The sequence below is a fragment of the uncultured Halopseudomonas sp. genome (assembly GCF_963977355.1).
Taxonomy (GTDB): Bacteria; Pseudomonadota; Gammaproteobacteria; order Pseudomonadales; family Pseudomonadaceae; genus Halopseudomonas.
In genome coordinates, this window is the sequence record NZ_CAXBOV010000004.1 from 45,609 (window position 1) to 62,353 (window position 16,745).

Sequence of the window (16,745 nt, forward strand, 5' to 3'; positions counted from 1 at the left end):
CCGATTGTCCGTTCTAAATGGCTATGCTCGGTTGCGGCTGGAGACCTCCAGTGGAATTGTCCGAGAGTAAAGCCGACAGACGGACGTCGGCGCCAAGCACGTAGCGTAATCGACCTTCCTTGTCGAACACCGGCGTAGAGAGGGTGAAGCAAAATGCGTCGGTCGCAGATGATCTGTACACAGGGCTGATGTGCGCTACGAGTTTTTCCTTGGCCGCGCGGAACCAGGGACGCGTCGACCAGTTTTTGCCACGCACGCTGTCTTTTGCCGGTAGTAGATCTGCGGCCAGAACGTTCTCGCTAACCTGTATGCCATCGGCACCTACGAGGTACAACAGTTCGAGGCGGTTGTCACGGGCGATGCACTGCTGCATTGCACGCTCAGCTTCACGGATACTAGCGCCCATGGAGGGCTCCGCGGCCAGGGCGGTGACGCTTTCCAGGATTTGTTGATGAATACCTAGCTGAAAGTCGCCAAGACCCTCCAAAAGTCTGTCGCTTTCATTACGCACAGCGTCGCTGTGTTCACGTACTTCAGTGGCACCGCGCTGCAGCTCGCTCGCAACGTCAGCCACATTTTGTACGTCCCGACTCACAGAACGCACGGCTGCGCCTATTTGCTCAGTCCCGCTAGCCATGCCGGCAACGCGTTGATCCAACTGCTCCATGGCACCCGTTGCCTGAATCAGCCCCTTGTCTACCCGCTGTATGCCTTCTCGTCCATCAGCAACTGCCAGGTGCATGCTTGCACCCGCATCGTTTAAACGCTGCATACTGGACCGAAATCCGTCGATAATCTGGCTGACCTGGTTGGTGGCTTCAGTGGTATTTCCGGCCAGACGTCTGACCTCGTCTGCAACCACCGCAAAGCCTCGACCGAGCTCGCCGGCACGAGCGGCTTCTATGGCTGCATTCAATGCCAGCAGATTGGTTTGCTGGGAAATGGTCGCGATCATGCTGATGACCTGATTGACTTCCTCTATCTGCTTGCCGAGCTGAATGATTTCGCTAGCAAGTTGTTCCTCTGTATTCTGAATTGTCTCCACTTGTTTTAATACCAGCTGGCTGTCTCCGGTGCAGTCCTTGAGCTGAACTGTGACATCCCTGGAAAGATCAGCGACCGCAGTGGCACCCGGGACCAGCTCTGCTTCGAGGCTGGCGCTGATCTCCTCGACGGCACTGGCTATCAGTTCAGAGGATTGCGCCAGTTGTTCGCCATGTTTTTCGGTGGTGCGGGCAATACTGGCAAGTTGCGGCGCGTGGGCGGCTATTCCGACTGCGGCATGCAGGCTCAATGTGATGCGTTGTTGGAGTTTGGCGGTGAATTGGCCAAGCTTGCCGACCAGGCCGGGTTGGGCGGGTATCTCCAGGCTCAGGTCCATGTTCTGAAACAGGCGGTCCAGCCGCTGTGTGTCATGCTTGCCGCTGCGGTTAAGGTTGAAGATGCCCATGGCTGCTCCTTGCGTTGGATATCAAAGTGATATTGCCTTTGTCTGCCAAGAGCTTTAGCAAGGAAGGTGCCAGCGGCTGGTGTCCTCCAGCGGGCGTGCGATCAGGCTTAGATCAGAGAAGCACCGGCAGATGTGCGCCATCTTCGGGCGGGGGGCGCTTAATTGGAGCGCTGAGGGTTTTTCCGGTGCCAGAACGCCTTCGGGCGGCCATGGCCGCCCGAAGGGATACTACTAGTCTGCTTCTAACCAAACATCAGGCATCGGCCCAGCGTTTGAGCACGAGGGTGGCGTTGGTACCGCCAAAACCAAAGCTGTTGGACATCACCAGGTTGGCGGCCTGATCAGCCTTTTCGCGCAGGATGGGCAGGTTACCGACGTTCTCGTCCAATTCGTCAATATTGGCAGAGGCAGTCAGGAAGTTGTCGCGCATCATGAGCAGACAGTAAATGGCTTCCTGTACGCCTGCGGCGCCCAGGGAGTGCCCACTCAGGCTCTTGGTTGAGCTGATCTTGGGTGGGTTGTCGCCAAACACTTCACGGATGGCCTTGAGTTCTGCAACATCGCCCACGGGGGTCGATGTCCCATGCGTGTTCAGGTAATCAATTTTACCATCCACGGTGGCTAGCGCCTGCTGCATGCAGCGCACGGCACCTTCGCCGCTTGGCGCAACCATATCGTAACCGTCGGAAGTAGCGCCGTAGCCGACAATCTCTGCGTAGATTTTGGCGCCGCGAGCGAGCGCATGCTCGAGCTCTTCGACCACGACCATACCGCCACCGCCAGCAATAACGAAACCGTCACGCTTGGAGTCATAGGCGCGCGAGGCCTTGTCCGGCGTCTCGTTATACTGGGTGGAAAGGGCGCCCATGGCATCGAACAGCATTGATTGGGACCAGTGTTCCTCTTCACCGCCACCGGCGAATACGATGTCCTGCTTGCCCATCTGGATCTGCTCCATCGCACTGCCGATACAGTGAGCGCTGGTAGCGCAAGCGGAAGAGATCGAGTAGTTGATTCCCTTGATCTTGAAGGGCGTGGCCAGGCAGGCAGAGACTGTGCTCCCCATGGTGCGTGGTACGCGGTAGGGTCCGATTTTTTTCACACCCTTTTCGCGCAGAATATCGATGGCTTCCATCTGATTCAGCGTGGAAGCGCCGCCGCTACCAGCAATCAGGCCGATTCGCGGGTTGCTGATCTGTTCTTCGGTAAGGCCGGCATCAGCAATTGCCTGCTGCATGGACACGTAGGCGAAGGCTGCAGCATCTCCCATGAAACGCTTGACCTTGCGGTCGATAACGGCCTCAAGATCCATATCGACGCTGCCGGAAACATGGCTGCGCAGACCCATTTCTGCATAGGAAGGATTGAAGCGGATGCCGGACTTGCCGGTTTTCAGGCTCTGGACAACGCTTTCCAGGTCCTGGCCGAGGCAGGAAACGATGCCCATACCAGTAATAACGACGCGACGCATGGTGAGTATCCTCAGAAGCTATCGGTAGAAGTAAACAAGCCTACCCGCAAACCTTCAGCGGTGTAGATTTCGCGGCCATCCACAGCCATGCTGCCGTCGGCAATGCCAAGGGTCAGGGAGCGATTGATGGTGCGTTTGATATGGATGGTGTAAGTGACCTTCTTGGCGCTGGGCAGTACCTGGCCGACAAACTTGACCTCTCCAGAACCCAGGGCACGGCCCTTACCGGCGAAGCCCAGCCAGCCGAGATGGAAACCGACCAGCTGCCACATTGCATCCAGGCCGAGGCAGCCTGGCATGACCGGATCACCCTCGAAGTGGCAGGCAAAAAACCAGAGGTCGGGATGAATATCCAGTTCGGCAACAATTTCGCCCTTGCCATAGCGGCCGCCCGTATCGCTAATGTGCGTAATACGATCGATCATCAGCATGTTGGGGGCGGGTAGTTGTGCGTTTCCGGGCCCGAACAGTTCGCCACGGCTGCATTGAAGCAACTCTTCCCGGTTGTACGCATTCTGTTTTGACATATTGGCTCCTGCTCATCCCCGTTCGGTGGGGCGGTATGGTTTCTGCTTGACGAGTTCAGTCTCTTCTCGTCAGCGTAAGCTAGACTGCCCGCCCGACTGGAAAGTCACAAAAAGTGCGCTACGCCGGCAGCTAAGGCGTTGAGGATACCCGCGATGACTGCCGAGAACAAAGTTTCTGTCACCTCAGCACCGCCGGGTCTGATCTGGATCAACCCTTGCCAGCCGGATTTGCATTGGCAAGGGAGGCTTGATTGGCTCAGTCCAGCTCGCCGAATTGCGCCTGAAACTGGTCGCGCAGTTCGCGTTTAAGCACTTTTCCGATTGCGCTGCGTGGCAGTTCCTCAGTGAGTATCAGACGGTTGAGACGCTGGGTCTTGCCAACGCGCTGATTGAACCACTCTCGGATACTCTCGGCCTCGGTGCTGATGCCGGGTTTGAGGACCGCATAGCCAACTGGTGTCTCGCCCCAGCTTCGCGATTGTACCCCGATGACGGTGACATCCTGCAGGTCTGGATGCTTGCGCAGTTCGAGTTCCAGGTCGCTGGGATAGATGTTGAAGCCACCCGTTATGATCATGTCTTTTCGGCGATCCATCAGGGTAAGAAAACCATCTTCGTCAAAGCGACCGACATCGCCAGTGCGAATGAAGCGCTTGCCCTCGGTATCGTACCATTCAGCTTCCGCGGTTTTTTCCGGCTTGTTCAAGTAGCCGGTCATCATTGCCGGGGAATGCCCGACAACTTCACCTACCGATCCTGGAGCCAGCTCGTTACCTTCCTCATCAATTACCCGGATGTCATGGTTTTCAAGAGGTTTGCCAACCGTGTGCAGCTTGTCAGGAAATTGATGGGCCGCGAGCATGCATGAGCCACCGCCTTCTGTCATGCCGTAGAACTCGATGAGACCGCCCGGCCAGCGCGCCAGAATGTCGGCTTTTAGTTCGGCGTGGAAGGGTGCGCTGGTGCTGAATTTCATCTGGTAGCTGGACAGGTTGTAACTATCAAAATCCTCACGTGCCATGAGCCGTTGGTACTGCACCGGCACGAGCATGGTATGGGTCACCTGATGCTGCTCTGCGAGCTTCAGATAGGCTGCACCGTCGAACTTGGCCATTAATACCACTGTGCCGCCCAGGCCCAGTGTGGGCAGGAATGAAACCAGGGTGGTGTTGGAGTATAGGGGCGTGGAAATCAGTGTGACGCAATCGGGGCCGTAGCCGAATACCAGCCCCCGCTGAATATGCGACCAACGCATTCCATGGGACTGCACAATGCCCTTGGGTTCTCCGGTGGTGCCTGAAGAATAGATGATGTTGAACGGCATCTCCGGAGTAATGGTCACTGGCTTGGGTTGGGCGTCGGCCAGCCAGGCACTGAAGCTTTCCTCGGTACGACTGTCGTCCATGCTTAGCAGGCGAACCTGTTTGTCAGCATTGACTGTCGCCAGTGCCTGATTCACGGCCTTATCGACAAACACCAGACGGGCACCTGAGTCACGGACCATGGTCATCAGGCTTTCAGGGGTCGAGGAGGGCGCTAGTGGCGCAACTACGACGCCAGCGCGCAAGGCACCGATATACAAGAGTGCATAGGCGATAGAGTTGCTGCCGCAGATCGCGATGCTGTCACCGGCGACGAGGCCGTCACGCTGCAGTGCTGTGGCCACTCGACTTGCCTGGTAATCAAGCTCGCGGAAATTGAGTTGCTTGTCTGCCTGAATGAGTGCTGGGTGTTCACCGCGCTCAATTGCATGGCGAGCGATAAGTTCGGGAAGGAGGCAAAATGGCGTTTCAAGTGTGACAGGCGTGCTTGAAGTAGCGCTCATCGATGGTCGGCCCTGTGTTGGTTGGTATGGGGATGCCTTCAGGCATGGCTATAAATAAGTAGCCGGCTAGTATCGCTTCTCTACGGGCGCTTTGACAGGCACGAAATGTCAGTCGATCAGGGACATCAATAGTTGTTCTGATCGACGCTCAGCCATGTGTCCAGGCTGCGCTGCAGGGCCTGTCGCGAGATGGGCTTGCTGAGGAAGTCCTGCATACCTGCAGCTATACAGTGCTGACGATCATCCTCAAAAGCACTGGCTGTGAGCGCAATACAGGCCAGAGGTTTGCTACCGCGGGTTTCACAGGTGGTCAGGTAACTTTTGTAAACGCTGATGCCACCAATGTCGGGCAAGTGAAGGTCCATCAGGATGATTGAAAAGTCCCGGTCTCTCTGGTTGAGCATATCCAGCGCCTGCTGACCGTTTTCCACGGTGACAACGCTATGGTTAAGAGTGCGAAGCATGCCCTCAATTACCATCTGGTTTACCGGGTTATCCTCGACCAGCAACAAGGGGCGTGGGCTGTGTATGACTTTACGCGGCTTGTAATTGATCGGTGGTGCCTGAAGCTCTGGCTCGGCAAGAGGCAGGGGGATGCCCAGCGTAAAGCAGGAGCCCTCACCCTCGACGCTACTTGCAGTCAGTTTGCCGCCCATTTTTTCAGCAAAGGTTCGAGCGATGGACAATCCCAGCCCGGTTCCACCAAAACGCCTGGAGGTGCTGTTGTCGGCCTGCCGAAAAGCATCGAACATGCTTTCCAGGGTTTGCGGTGGAATTCCGATGCCCGTGTCGCTGACGGTGCACTCGAGCCATAGATTGTCGGCAGACAGGTGTTGCCAGCTGCTGGTTACTTCAATGCTGCCCTGTTCGGTGAACTTCAGCGCGTTACCGATCAAGTTGACCAGAATCTGGCGAATACGTGTTGGATCGCCGACCACTCTTGGGCGTGACGGCTCACCATCGCATTGTACTGTCAGGCGCAGCCCCTGCTGGGCAGCGGTGTGTTCGAATATGGCAGCTGAATGGTTAATAAGGTCTGACAGGTCGAAGGGAATCTGTTCCAGCTCCAATGCGTCATGTTCTATGCGCGAGAAGTCGAGTATGTCATTGATAACTCTTAACAGATGATCGGTGGACTCGCCGGCGATCTGTACGTACTCGCTTTGCTCACTATTGAGCCTGGTGGTTTCAAGTAGCTGAAGCATACCCAGGACACCATTCATGGGTGTCCGTAGCTCATGACTCATCATGGCGAGGAATTCGGATTTCGCATTGTTAGCGGTCTCGGCCTCCTCCCTGGCAGCGGTCATCTCGGCCATGGTCCTACTTTGCTCGCTGGCAGATCGCTCCAGTGTGCTGGCAAGGGTATTGATGTTATGCATCAGCCTGCCGATTTCGTGTTGATCGCCTTCTTCAAGCCTTACCTGAAGGTTGCCTTCCTTGAGGCGTTGTACTGCCGTGCTCATTCGGGCGAGCGGCTCGGATAGGGCCTTGGCCAGGCGCAATGCAAGGAAAAGTGCGGCAATCATGACCAGTGCCGCCAGGATGAGCGCACGAAGCAGGATTTCGTGCTGTCTGCTGCTGAAGGCCTTCTCGCTCAAACCCACACGAACCTGGCCCAGATAACGGAAGCTGTCGCTGGTCCGAGGAGTGTTTTCCAGGAGAAACAGATCATTCTCAAGCTGGATTTGCTGGCGGCGGATGGCAGCGGAAAAATAGCGTATCGATTGATCTTTTGTCTCATCCAGCGTTGGCGGCAGAGCCACTAGCCGGTTTCCGTTATCGTCGAATACCTCCACACTGAGCACATGGGGGGTGTCCAGAACGCCGCTAATAAGGCTTTCCAGAGTGCTTATGTTGCCACTGATAACGCCATATTCGGCGGTTGGCGCAAGTTGTTCGGCAATCAGTTCGCCCGTCTCGCTCAGTTGCCGGTCTACGTCGTCCAGCCGTTCGGCGAGAAAATAGGTAAATACGACCAGCGCCAGTAGCACGGCAGGGAAGAGCGCGATACCTATCAAACGATTATGAATGCTGCCGCTCTGCCAGAGGCTCATCGGACGTTCTCCATTCGGGCAAGTTCTGCGGCCAGCTCGGCATCATTCGGTGGCGCAAAGCCCATGGAGCGAGCGACCTGCTGGTTACTGAGAACGGAAAAAAAGCGAGGGTATTCAAGGCTTGATGGCCTGGCAGAATGCTCAATCAGATAATCAACGCTGCGCGCCATGTCTGCCGGCGAGCTGAAAGTGGTGCTTAGGCTGCCCGCTGCGATAAAGGGAGCGCTCGGACCAATCAACACCCGGTTACGTGTATAGCTGGTCAGCAGAATGGTTTTCAGATTGTCGGCGTTGTAGATACTCTGATCATCCAGACCCATAAGTACGTCACTTCGATCAAGCGCACTGACCAGCGTGCGAGCAAGATTTTCAGGGCTGGTCAGCTCGGCCATGTTGAGCTTTACGTCATTGGCCCCGGCTGCGCTTTCCCAGCGATTGATCTGTTCCGCTTTGTTGGGACTGTGGAGTAGGGCAGCGGTGCGCAATCGCGGTATGAGCATTCTGGCCAGGCGCAGTTGACGTTCGGGTTTGGGGTTGGCCAGGACTACGCTGACGTTGGCTGGCAAGCTTTGCAACGTTGCTTCCTCAAGACCGCTCCTGCTGATGTAGGTCGCCAGGGTGGGTGTGGATTCCCCTCTTGCCAACTGCCACTCCAGGCTCGCAACCCCCATGGTGACGATGTAATCGGCCTTGACCGCCGGGCTGGATGAGTTGGAGTCGAGGTTATGCACGAGAACCTGATCTCCCGTGCGTTCGCGCACCAGCTCACTGACAAACTCTGAAGTCAGGGCCGTGCTGGCTGGCATGACGACCAGAAGCGTGTCAGCACGGGAGTACATGGCAAAGAGCCACAGCCATAACAACACCATATGGCGGCAGGTTCTCATTGCCAACGCTCCGAAACAGACGGACGCGCGTTGATCATGGCGACATTCCTTGTCCCTATCTGTCATTCGTTAACACTGCCTGTAGGCGAGGCCGTTTCAGAAATTAAGCTCAGCACTAACGTAATAATGGCTACGGTTTTCGTATAGATTTTCGGGCCAGGTAAGGCCTTCGTCATCAAGTCGATACTGCCAGGTCAATGCCAGTTCTAGGTTATTGGTAGAGCCAGCGTTGAAGCGCTTGGCTACTCGGCCGTCGAGCCGCTCGAATCGGCGCTCGTTGAGCATGTCGGCACCATAGTAGATCAAGCTGCTTTCGAACCCGGCGGGCCAGACGCGTAGCCATGCTGCCGAACCGCTGTTGCGCGCGGTCAGCCGTTGATCAAGTCTGTTTGTGGCGACAAAGTCGATATAAGCATAGGTAACACGCAGCCTGTCACGCCGGCTCATTTTCCAGTCAAGCTGCGTCTCGGCACCCTGAAAGCGACTGAAGCTATCGTTGTTGGGCACAAAATTAACAATTTGCAGCGGTTGACTGATCATGTTGCTGATCTCGTCGTAGAAAGCTTTTATGTCTACCGAGAGGGCAAGATTTGAAAAATATCCGTTGTATCCCAGTTCGTGGGAGCGCATGCGTTCTTGCTCCAGATCTCCTGGACCGCGAGCGAGAGCATAGTACTTGTCACTACCGGAAACGGGCCCGCTCAGATTGTTCGCGGTATACGTCCAGTTGGCGTTGTTTTCGTACATGTCAGGCGAACGAACTGCTTCGGAATAGACTGCACGCAAGCTGTGGGTAGGGCGCAGAAAATAATGTGCTGCCAGTCTTGGTGAAAAAGAGAAGCCGCTCAGCCTGTCTTCCTCGGCCATGGCTCCGGCATGCAGCAGCCATCGGTCATGGGGGCGATATTCAAAGTTGGCGAATAATTGACCAATCTGATTCTCGACCCGGCCATCAAAAAACGTGTCGGAGCTGGCTTCGTCATAGCGCAGGCTCCCACCAAATACTGTGCGCAGCGAGTTGGTCAGTTGCAGCGTATTCTGAACTTCCACTTCATAGCGGGTCTCGCGTAGATTCTCGTTCAGATCCCAGCAGGCTGGTTGGCCATCTCGAGCGGCCTGATGCTCGGCAACCAGGGCATCCACCAGGGGAAGCTTGTCAGCCGGCAGACCATCGTAGCGAACCAGATAATCGCTGTAGAAGGCTTGATCACCCCAGTAGCCACCGCGGTTACGCAGGATGTAATTGAGGCGGCGCGGGTATACGTTGCCCAGCTCGGCCAGCTCTCGCAGCAAGGGTGAAAATACGATGGGTGAGTCACAGGCGCGCCACTGGGCCAGGCGCTCCATATGTTGTGCGTAGGCTTTCACTTCCAGGCGGTTGGTGGGAGATAGGTCGTTCTTCCAGTGCACCTGGGCAAAGTAGTCCCTTGCTGTGGAGTCAGAATTTACCTGATGCTCAGCCATGGCGCGGTCAAACTGGAAGGATTGGTCGGAGGGTTCGGCCATCACCGTGTAATCATTTTCCAGCTGGTTACTGCCTTCCTTCGCACCCAGCTGCCATTGAAGGCTCTGCGTCGTGCTCAGGGTGGTCTCCCCCAGCAGATTGAAGGCATTCAGCCGCCTGCTGTCGCGAAAATCTTCACCGTCATCATCGAAATCAAAACCTGTGTCCTCCTTGGCGAACAGGCTCAACCGCGCAACGCTGCTCTCCATGCTGAAGCCGTGGCTGGCATACAGGTCGTTAACGCCGCGGTTACCCTGTGTGATCTTCACCTGTGTGCCCTGGCGCAATTCAGGTGGCGTTGAAATGATATTGATCACGCCCATCAGCGCGTTGGCACCATAGGCAGCGGTATTGGGTCCACGGAATACCTCAATGCGCTCAATATCTTCAATCGCAAGTGGAATGTCGGTCCAGTCCACTGTCGCCAATCCCGGCCGATAGACCGAGCGACCATCGACCAGAACCTGCATACGGCGCGCTTCGGTGGTATTGGTGCCGTGGTAATTCACATTGCTGCTGTGGCCAAGTAGATAACCGACCATCATGCCCGGTACCAGGCGCAGAATTTCGGGAATGTCACGTGCGCCGCTGGCACGGATCAGTTCCCGGTCGATAACCGTCATGCTGCCGGGAATTTCCGCGGGGGACTGCTTCAAGCGGGTTGCACTGAGAACGGAGGGCAGCTCGAGCGGCTGCAAAACGATGTCATCCATGGCAAGTGCCGGCACACTGAGAACCGCGCCGAGCAAGGGTAAGAGTCGTCTTGTCGAATAAGATGCCATTATTATGCAACCAACGTAGTCGTGTGCGGCCATATTACCTGCCATGACCGCATTTACCAGAGAACTTCGTCGGATTTTGCTGTCTAAGGCCGCCTGTGCCGCGATGTGAATTATACTGGCCACAAACCTCAGCTGAAGGAATTGGCATGACTGACAAGAAAATTTCCGTATGTGTATTGGGCGGAGGAAGTTTCGGAACCACTCTGGCCGGACTCATGGCTGCTCAGGGCGTGTCGGTTACTCTGTGGCTGCGTGACGAAAAAGTGGCTGAGCAGATTACCCTCGAGCATGAGAACAAGCGATATATGCCGGGCTTCAAGCTCGATCCTCGCCTGCAGGTAACCACCGATATGGGCGCCGCGGTGGCAGCTTCCGATATGGTTTTTCTGGCTATCCCCAGTAGTGCCTTTCGTTCGGTTCTACACGACATCGGGGCGCAATTGGCTGGCAAGGATGTGATCAGTACCACCAAGGGTATTGAGCAGCCGGGTTTTCTGATGATGAGTGAGATTGCCGAGCAGGAAGCACCGGATGCTCGGGTTGCAGTATTGTCCGGACCCAACCTCGCCAAGGAAATAGCCGCAGGCGAATTGACTGCAACAGTGGTAGCCAGTGAAGACCAGGCACTGTGCAGCAGAGTTCAGGATGTACTGGGAAGCAAGCGCCTACGCGTGTATGCGAGCCAGGATAAATACGGAGTCGAGCTGGGCGGAGCCCTGAAAAACGTATATGCGATTATCTCGGGCATGGCTGCAGCCCTGGGCATGGGCGAAAACACCAAGAGCATGCTGATCACCCGTTCCCTGGCGGAAATGAGTCGATTTGCGGTTCATATGGGGGCCAGTCCGATGACCTTCCTCGGCCTTGCTGGTGTTGGTGATCTTATCGTGACCTGCATGTCGCCCCTTTCGCGCAATTATCAGGTTGGTTATGCCTTGGGGCAGGGCCGAACGCTCGACCAGAGTGTGGCTCAGTTGGGGCAGGTTGCCGAGGGCGTAAATACCCTGAAGGTGCTAAAACAGAAATCGGATGAAGAGCAGGTCTACATGCCTCTGGTCGCTGGTTTACATGCCATATTGTTCGAGAATCAGCCCCTGGATGCGGTGATTGGCCGTTTGATGAGCGCTGAACAAAAGGATGATGTGGAATTTTCCGCATTCATGTCCTGTACACCGTTGGAAAAGGAATAAGAGATGGACGCTTTCAAACGCACGATCACATCACCGGACTATTGGTTGAGGTTGATCTATACGCTACTTCTGGCGTTGGCCTGGCAGATTGCCGAGTTGTTGCTGGTGGCGGTAACAATACTGCAACTGGTATTCAAATTGTTCAGCGGTGAGCCCGACCCACGCCTCACCGGTTTCGGTAACAGCCTCTCTCAATATGCCTGGCAAATAGGGCGATTCGTTACCTTTGCTTCCGACCAGAAACCCTGGCCATTCATGGAGTGGCCGGATCCAGAGGCCCAGTGGGTACCGGCAGCTCCTCTGGGTGAGTCAGATCCAGTCGATCCCGAAAACAAATGAAAATCTGGATTCTGCGTCATGGGCAGGCCGAGCCCATGGCAGCAAGCGATCCCTTGCGCGCATTGACTCAGCACGGTCGTGAAGAGGCAGTTAAAGTCGCGCAGCTTCTAGCAGGGGAGCCGCTGGATACTATTCTGGCGAGCCCCTACTTGCGTGCGCAGCAGACAGCTGACCAGGTTTGCCGCGCTATTTCCTATCCTCGCGCAGTCTCCACTGCTGCCTGGTTGACACCCGATGACGACCCGCGCCAAGCGCTGGATTTTCTAGCCGAGCGCACTGAACGTCATCTGCTTCTAGTAAGTCATCAGCCCTTGGTGAGTCAATTTATCAGCTTGCTCGTCGATGGCCACAAGGGGGGACACTACCCGATGCCGACGGCAGGGTTGGCCTGTATCGAAACTGATTTTCCAGCTGCCGGTATCGGGCAACTATTGATGCTGACAAGTCCCGGAGAGCTTCCCGCCTGAATCTCGAGTCTCCACACTGGCAGTTTCACTGTATCAATCCCGTCCTGTTTCGTCTTGGCAGGACCTGAACAGCGTGGGATAGTGGTTACGGGATAGGTTTATTTCAACTCGCAGTCTTATCCATAAGAAAAACAAGACAGACCGAGGTGTTGTAATGGAAGATCAGGTCAAATCGTCTGACGCTACCGCGTTGGCGGCGTTCTACCGACGCGAACGATTGCATCCGGAGAAGACCTACCTGGTTCAACCGTTGCCCGACGGTCAGGTTGAGCACTATAGCTGGGGCGAAGTAGGAACCCAGGCTCGTCGAGTTGCCGGTTACCTTGAAAGCCTCAAGCTCCCTCCGCAAAGCCACATCGCCTTGATATCCAAAAATTGCGCCCACTGGATCGTGACTGATCTGGCGATCTGGATGGCAGGCCACGTTTCCGTTCCTTTGTACCCCAACCTGACTGCCGAATCCGTACGACAGATCCTGGAGCATTCCGAGGCCCGCGCCGTGTTTGTCGGCAAGCTTGATGAATGGGACGCAATGCGGGGGGGAGTGCCGCAAAGTTTGCCAATGGTAGGACTGCCACTGGCACCGGATGATTCGAACCTCTTAACCTGGCAATCGGTACTCGACAGTCGTGATCCGATGCCGGGTTCGCCCTCCCCGGAGCCCGAACAGCTGGCGACGATCATCTATACATCAGGCACCACCGGCATGCCCAAAGGGGTAATGCTGAGCTTTCAGAACATGTACTTCTCGGCCAATAACTGTCTGCGGCTATTCAACATCAGCGATGAAGACCGTCTGCTTTCCTACCTTCCCCTATGCCATGTGGCCGAACGACAGTTTGTCGAGATCGCCTCCCTACTGGCCGGCGAAACGATCTTCTTCGCCGATACCCTCGACACCTTTCTGAGTGATATGCAGCGGGCCAGGCCAACGGTCTTTTTCGGTGTGCCGCGTATCTGGGTCAAGTTCCATCTTGGTGTTATCAGCAAGATATCCCCTCGATTGCTGGACACCTTGCTCAAGATTCCTGTTGTTGGCCGGGTTGTGGGGCGCAAGGTTCTGGAGGGGCTAGGGCTTGATCAGATACGTTACGCGGTGTGCGGCGCGGCGCCCGTGGCAGACAGCACTATGGCCTGGTATCAGAGTCTGGGATTGAGTATTGCTGAAGTCTACGGCATGACCGAGAACTGCGGTTATTCTCACTTGGGTCGCCCCAAACGCTACAAGAAAGGCTGGATCGGCCTGCCTAATCCGGGCGTCGAGTGTCGCCTCTCCGAGGAAGGAGAATTACTGGTGCGCAGCAACGGCACCATGCAGGGTTATTACAAGGAAACGGATAAAACCGCTGAAACCATCACGCCCGATGGTTTCCTGAGAACAGGCGATATCGGTGAAATAGACAACGAAGGCTATTTGCGTCTTACCGGCAGGATCAAGGATATTTTCAAGACATCAAAGGGTAAATATGTGGCTCCTGCGCCGATCGAGAATCTCCTGTCTGCCCATAGCCGGGTGGAGCAGGTGTGCGTTGTGGGCAATAACCTGCCCCAGCCGTTGGCGTTGGTGCAACTTTCCGAAGCGGGTACCCAGGAGGCGCGTGAAAACCCTGGGCAGGTTGCAGATGGCCTCGCTGCATTGCTTGAACAGGTAAATGCGGGTCTGGCACGCCATGAACAAATGAGTTGTCTGGTCATAGTGAGGGACCCGTGGACCGTCGAGAATGGCTCGATGACACCAACCCTCAAGATCAAGCGCAACGTGGTTGAAGCGACCTATCAGGACCGCTTTGAGGTCTGGTCTGTGAGCGGTAAGTCGGTGGTGTGGCAGGCAGAGGATTGATACTTGAGCGCCACGCAAAAAAGGAGGTTAGTTTGGTGAGTATCTGGAAGCAGAAAGTCGAATTTGATCAGTTGCACGGTGGGCAGAGCATCAACACGCTTCTGGATATCCGCTTCGAAGACTTTGGTGATGACTGGATCAGTGCCAGCATGCCGGTGGATCACCGCACACATCAACCCTACGGGATTCTGCATGGCGGTGCGTCGGTTGTATTGGCCGAGACCCTCGGTAGCACCGCGTCATACCTGTGTATCGACAAGGACAAGTTTTACTGCGTGGGTCTGGAGGTGAATGCCAACCATCTCAAGGCCGTTCGCAATGGCAGGGTGACGGCGGTTGCTAGACCGATTCATCTGGGGCGTACCACCCATGTGTGGGACATCCGGCTGCATAACGAAGCGGGGGAGGCGACCTGTATTTCACGACTGACCATGGCCGTTGTACCCCTCAAGTAGTGCTTGCCGACAAAGACCGGAAGCGGGTGGCGGGTTATAGCCGACTATTCATGCTGAACACCGTTACTTGTTCTGGCTAAAGACTCCACTTAGATTGCGCTCTTCAACTGGGAGTGCTCAGACTCAAGGGTCCCTCGCCAGTCCAGCCTCCGGCATGCCGAACAGGATAGTCTTCAATGCAAGCAAACAGTCATGAAGTGCGTTTTTCCCTGCCATCGCTCGAAGTGGCGGCCAAGGTATGGGGAGACGCAGATGGTCTGCCCGTGATCGGGTTGCATGGTTGGTTGGACAACGCTGCAACCTTTGATCGCCTCGCACCCCATTTACCGGGTATTCATTTGGTCGCGCTCGATTTGCCCGGCCATGGGCTCTCAGGCCATATGCCAGCTGCGGGTTACAGTCTCTGGCAGCAGGCCGCAACGGTGCTTCAGGTGGCGGAAAGCCTCGGCTGGAAGCGCTTTGCCTTGCTTGGTCATTCCATGGGGGCAATCATCAGTGGGATTCTCGCAGGCAGCCTGCCTGATCGAATCATGGGTGCCTGTCTCATTGACGGCCTGCTACCTTTTACCTCGGAAGCCGAAGAAGCGCCCAAGCAAATGGCCCGTTTTTTCGATGCCAGCCTCGCCCTGGCTGATAAGCGCAAGCCTGTCTATGACAGTGTGGCCAAAGCCGTTGATGCGCGTGCCCGGGGTGGTAACACAGCGTTAAGCCATGATGCTGCGGCCCTGCTGGTTGAAAGGGGGCTGATGCCTGAACATGGAGGCTGGACCTGGCGAACCGATCCGCAATTGATGCTACCCTCACCGATGCGTTTGACCAGCGAACATGCTGCGGCGTTTATTGAAGCTATCCAGTCTCCAGTTTGCCTGGTACTGGCCAATCAGGGTGTGATGCACAAGCATCCTCAGGTTCTAGAGCGTATTGATCGTTTTGCGCACATCACACGCCACGACATCGATGGTGGTCATCATCTACACCTCGAAGAGCAGGCCGAGGCAGTAGCAACGATATTTGACAGTTTTTTTGCCAAACTGGCGTGATTAACGGTGCCGTACGTGGGGCATCGCGATAGGCTGGAATGAAAACCACATTCAGGAGTATCGATGTCTCTCTCAGCAGTTTACCGGCACACCAAATTTTGCCTGGGGTCGCTACTTCTTGCTCCGCTGGCCGTGGCTGAATCGGTTCCAGACCGGTTCAACATTGTGCCATTTCCAGGCGCTCAGGTTACTCAGTCCGAAACGGTGCCCCAGACCGAGCACGCGGTGATTATAGGTCTGGTGCGCAAGGTCAATAATCGTCTGCGAGCCGAGAGGGAAGTGCGGGCAACAGGCGAGCTGATCAGAGTGACCTTCGAAATTCCCCGAGTACATTCAAGCACTGAGGGTTTCGAGCATGTCAGGGACCAGTTGTTGGCTCGACCGCACAGCATGCTTTATTACTGTGAGGGCAGAGAATGCGGTGCCAGCAGCCTATGGGCCAATGAAGTACTCGATAATTCCAGACTATATGGGCCGCAGGAGAATCAGGCTTATCTTTCGGTAAGGTTGGATGAGGACCCGCAACGGTTCGTGAGCGTGTACGCCATTACCCGCGGTAACCAGCGGGCTTACGTGCATGTAGATCAATTTACGCCGGATGAGGCTGTTCTGGAGCCCCTTTACCCGACCCCCGCGACCATGCTCAAGGTGCTCCACGCTAACGATCGTTTGGCTTTACCCGGTCTGCAGCTCGATCGAGCCATGGACAAGCCTGACGTGGAAGATCCTGAAACCTGGCTCAATCTGGTTAATCGGATGCTCCGTTCCGACACGCGTGTGCGAGTGGCAATCAGCGGTCAGCAGGCTCCGGCGGTGATGCAGCGTCTTATTGATCTGGACATCAGGGCTTCACGACTGGAGATAGGCCAGCCTTATCCCGACACCGGTATTGTTCTCGACAAGATCTGACG

Annotated in this window: 14 protein-coding genes; 7 read left to right on the top strand and 7 right to left on the bottom strand. The window is 55.8% G+C overall.

The window, feature by feature from the left end; all coding sequences use genetic code 11:
* Positions 1-13: 13 nt before the first annotated feature.
* The 7 genes from AAC076_RS02825 to AAC076_RS02855 form a co-directional block, all read right to left on the bottom strand.
* A complete protein-coding gene (locus AAC076_RS02825; protein WP_339842854.1) occupies positions 14-1,450 on the bottom strand; it encodes a methyl-accepting chemotaxis protein in 1,437 nt (478 codons plus the stop codon).
* Between the two features lie 253 nt (positions 1,451-1,703).
* On the bottom strand, positions 1,704-2,921 hold the full coding sequence (gene fabB, locus AAC076_RS02830; RefSeq protein ID WP_339842855.1) for a beta-ketoacyl-ACP synthase I: 1,218 nt from the start codon (positions 2,919-2,921) through the stop codon (positions 1,704-1,706).
* A gap of 11 nt (positions 2,922-2,932) precedes the next feature.
* The gene (gene fabA / locus AAC076_RS02835) at positions 2,933-3,448 is read right to left on the bottom strand and encodes a 3-hydroxyacyl-[acyl-carrier-protein] dehydratase FabA (RefSeq protein ID WP_339842856.1); all 516 of its coding nucleotides are present in this window, start codon (positions 3,446-3,448) and stop codon (positions 2,933-2,935) included.
* Positions 3,449-3,704: 256 nt separating this feature from the next.
* Positions 3,705-5,273: a class I adenylate-forming enzyme family protein gene (locus AAC076_RS02840; RefSeq protein WP_339842857.1), complete on the bottom strand. Its 1,569-nt coding sequence runs from the start codon at positions 5,271-5,273 to the stop codon at positions 3,705-3,707.
* 125 nt (positions 5,274-5,398) lie between these two features.
* Positions 5,399-7,330 (bottom strand): ATP-binding protein, encoded by a 1,932-nt coding sequence (locus tag AAC076_RS02845; RefSeq protein ID WP_339842858.1) that lies wholly within the window; start codon positions 7,328-7,330, stop codon positions 5,399-5,401.
* On the bottom strand, positions 7,327-8,217 hold the full coding sequence (locus AAC076_RS02850; RefSeq protein WP_339842859.1) for a hypothetical protein: 891 nt from the start codon (positions 8,215-8,217) through the stop codon (positions 7,327-7,329). The genes AAC076_RS02845 and AAC076_RS02850 overlap by 4 nt, the downstream gene beginning before the upstream one ends.
* A gap of 96 nt (positions 8,218-8,313) precedes the next feature.
* Positions 8,314-10,434, bottom strand: coding sequence for a TonB-dependent receptor (locus tag AAC076_RS02855; RefSeq protein WP_339842860.1), 2,121 nt, complete (start codon positions 10,432-10,434; stop codon positions 8,314-8,316).
* Between the two features lie 215 nt (positions 10,435-10,649).
* Here AAC076_RS02855 and AAC076_RS02860 point away from each other — a divergent pair, with 215 nt between their 5' ends.
* From AAC076_RS02860 to AAC076_RS02890, 7 genes are all read left to right on the top strand, one after another.
* The gene (locus tag AAC076_RS02860) at positions 10,650-11,693 is read left to right on the top strand and encodes an NAD(P)H-dependent glycerol-3-phosphate dehydrogenase (protein WP_339842861.1); all 1,044 of its coding nucleotides are present in this window, start codon (positions 10,650-10,652) and stop codon (positions 11,691-11,693) included.
* Between the two features lie 3 nt (positions 11,694-11,696).
* Complete coding sequence (locus tag AAC076_RS02865; RefSeq protein ID WP_339842862.1) at positions 11,697-12,032, top strand: DUF4389 domain-containing protein; 336 nt, start codon at positions 11,697-11,699, stop codon at positions 12,030-12,032.
* The gene (sixA, locus tag AAC076_RS02870) at positions 12,029-12,499 is read left to right on the top strand and encodes a phosphohistidine phosphatase SixA (RefSeq protein ID WP_339842863.1); all 471 of its coding nucleotides are present in this window, start codon (positions 12,029-12,031) and stop codon (positions 12,497-12,499) included. The genes AAC076_RS02865 and sixA overlap by 4 nt, the downstream gene beginning before the upstream one ends.
* Positions 12,500-12,653: 154 nt before the next feature.
* On the top strand, positions 12,654-14,339 hold the full coding sequence (locus AAC076_RS02875; RefSeq protein ID WP_339842864.1) for an AMP-binding protein: 1,686 nt from the start codon (positions 12,654-12,656) through the stop codon (positions 14,337-14,339).
* 35 nt (positions 14,340-14,374) lie between these two features.
* On the top strand, positions 14,375-14,794 hold the full coding sequence (locus tag AAC076_RS02880) for a hotdog fold thioesterase (RefSeq protein WP_339842865.1): 420 nt from the start codon (positions 14,375-14,377) through the stop codon (positions 14,792-14,794).
* A 176-nt stretch (positions 14,795-14,970) separates the two neighbouring features.
* Positions 14,971-15,834, top strand: coding sequence for an alpha/beta fold hydrolase (locus AAC076_RS02885; RefSeq protein ID WP_339842866.1), 864 nt, complete (start codon positions 14,971-14,973; stop codon positions 15,832-15,834).
* Positions 15,835-15,897: 63 nt separating this feature from the next.
* On the top strand, positions 15,898-16,743 hold the full coding sequence (locus AAC076_RS02890; RefSeq protein WP_339842867.1) for a DUF4892 domain-containing protein: 846 nt from the start codon (positions 15,898-15,900) through the stop codon (positions 16,741-16,743).
* Positions 16,744-16,745: the final 2 nt, after the last annotated feature.

Bases quoted from the DNA above. Each gene is read 5' to 3' on its own strand.
- AAC076_RS02840 (WP_339842857.1), bottom strand. From the start codon at position 5,273: ATGAGCGCTACTTCAAGCACGCCTGTCACACTTGAAACGCCATTTTGC.
- fabB (WP_339842855.1), bottom strand. From the start codon at position 2,921: ATGCGTCGCGTCGTTATTACTGGTATGGGCATCGTTTCCTGCCTCGGC.
- AAC076_RS02885 (WP_339842866.1), top strand. From the start codon at position 14,971: ATGCAAGCAAACAGTCATGAAGTGCGTTTTTCCCTGCCATCGCTCGAA.
- sixA (WP_339842863.1), top strand. From the start codon at position 12,029: ATGAAAATCTGGATTCTGCGTCATGGGCAGGCCGAGCCCATGGCAGCA.
- AAC076_RS02890 (WP_339842867.1), top strand. From the start codon at position 15,898: ATGTCTCTCTCAGCAGTTTACCGGCACACCAAATTTTGCCTGGGGTCG.
- AAC076_RS02845 (WP_339842858.1), bottom strand. From the start codon at position 7,330: ATGAGCCTCTGGCAGAGCGGCAGCATTCATAATCGTTTGATAGGTATC.
- fabA (WP_339842856.1), bottom strand. From the start codon at position 3,448: ATGTCAAAACAGAATGCGTACAACCGGGAAGAGTTGCTTCAATGCAGC.
- AAC076_RS02865 (WP_339842862.1), top strand. From the start codon at position 11,697: ATGGACGCTTTCAAACGCACGATCACATCACCGGACTATTGGTTGAGG.
- AAC076_RS02825 (WP_339842854.1), bottom strand. From the start codon at position 1,450: ATGGGCATCTTCAACCTTAACCGCAGCGGCAAGCATGACACACAGCGG.
- AAC076_RS02860 (WP_339842861.1), top strand. From the start codon at position 10,650: ATGACTGACAAGAAAATTTCCGTATGTGTATTGGGCGGAGGAAGTTTC.
- AAC076_RS02855 (WP_339842860.1), bottom strand. From the start codon at position 10,434: ATGGATGACATCGTTTTGCAGCCGCTCGAGCTGCCCTCCGTTCTCAGT.
- AAC076_RS02875 (WP_339842864.1), top strand. From the start codon at position 12,654: ATGGAAGATCAGGTCAAATCGTCTGACGCTACCGCGTTGGCGGCGTTC.
- AAC076_RS02850 (WP_339842859.1), bottom strand. From the start codon at position 8,217: ATGAGAACCTGCCGCCATATGGTGTTGTTATGGCTGTGGCTCTTTGCC.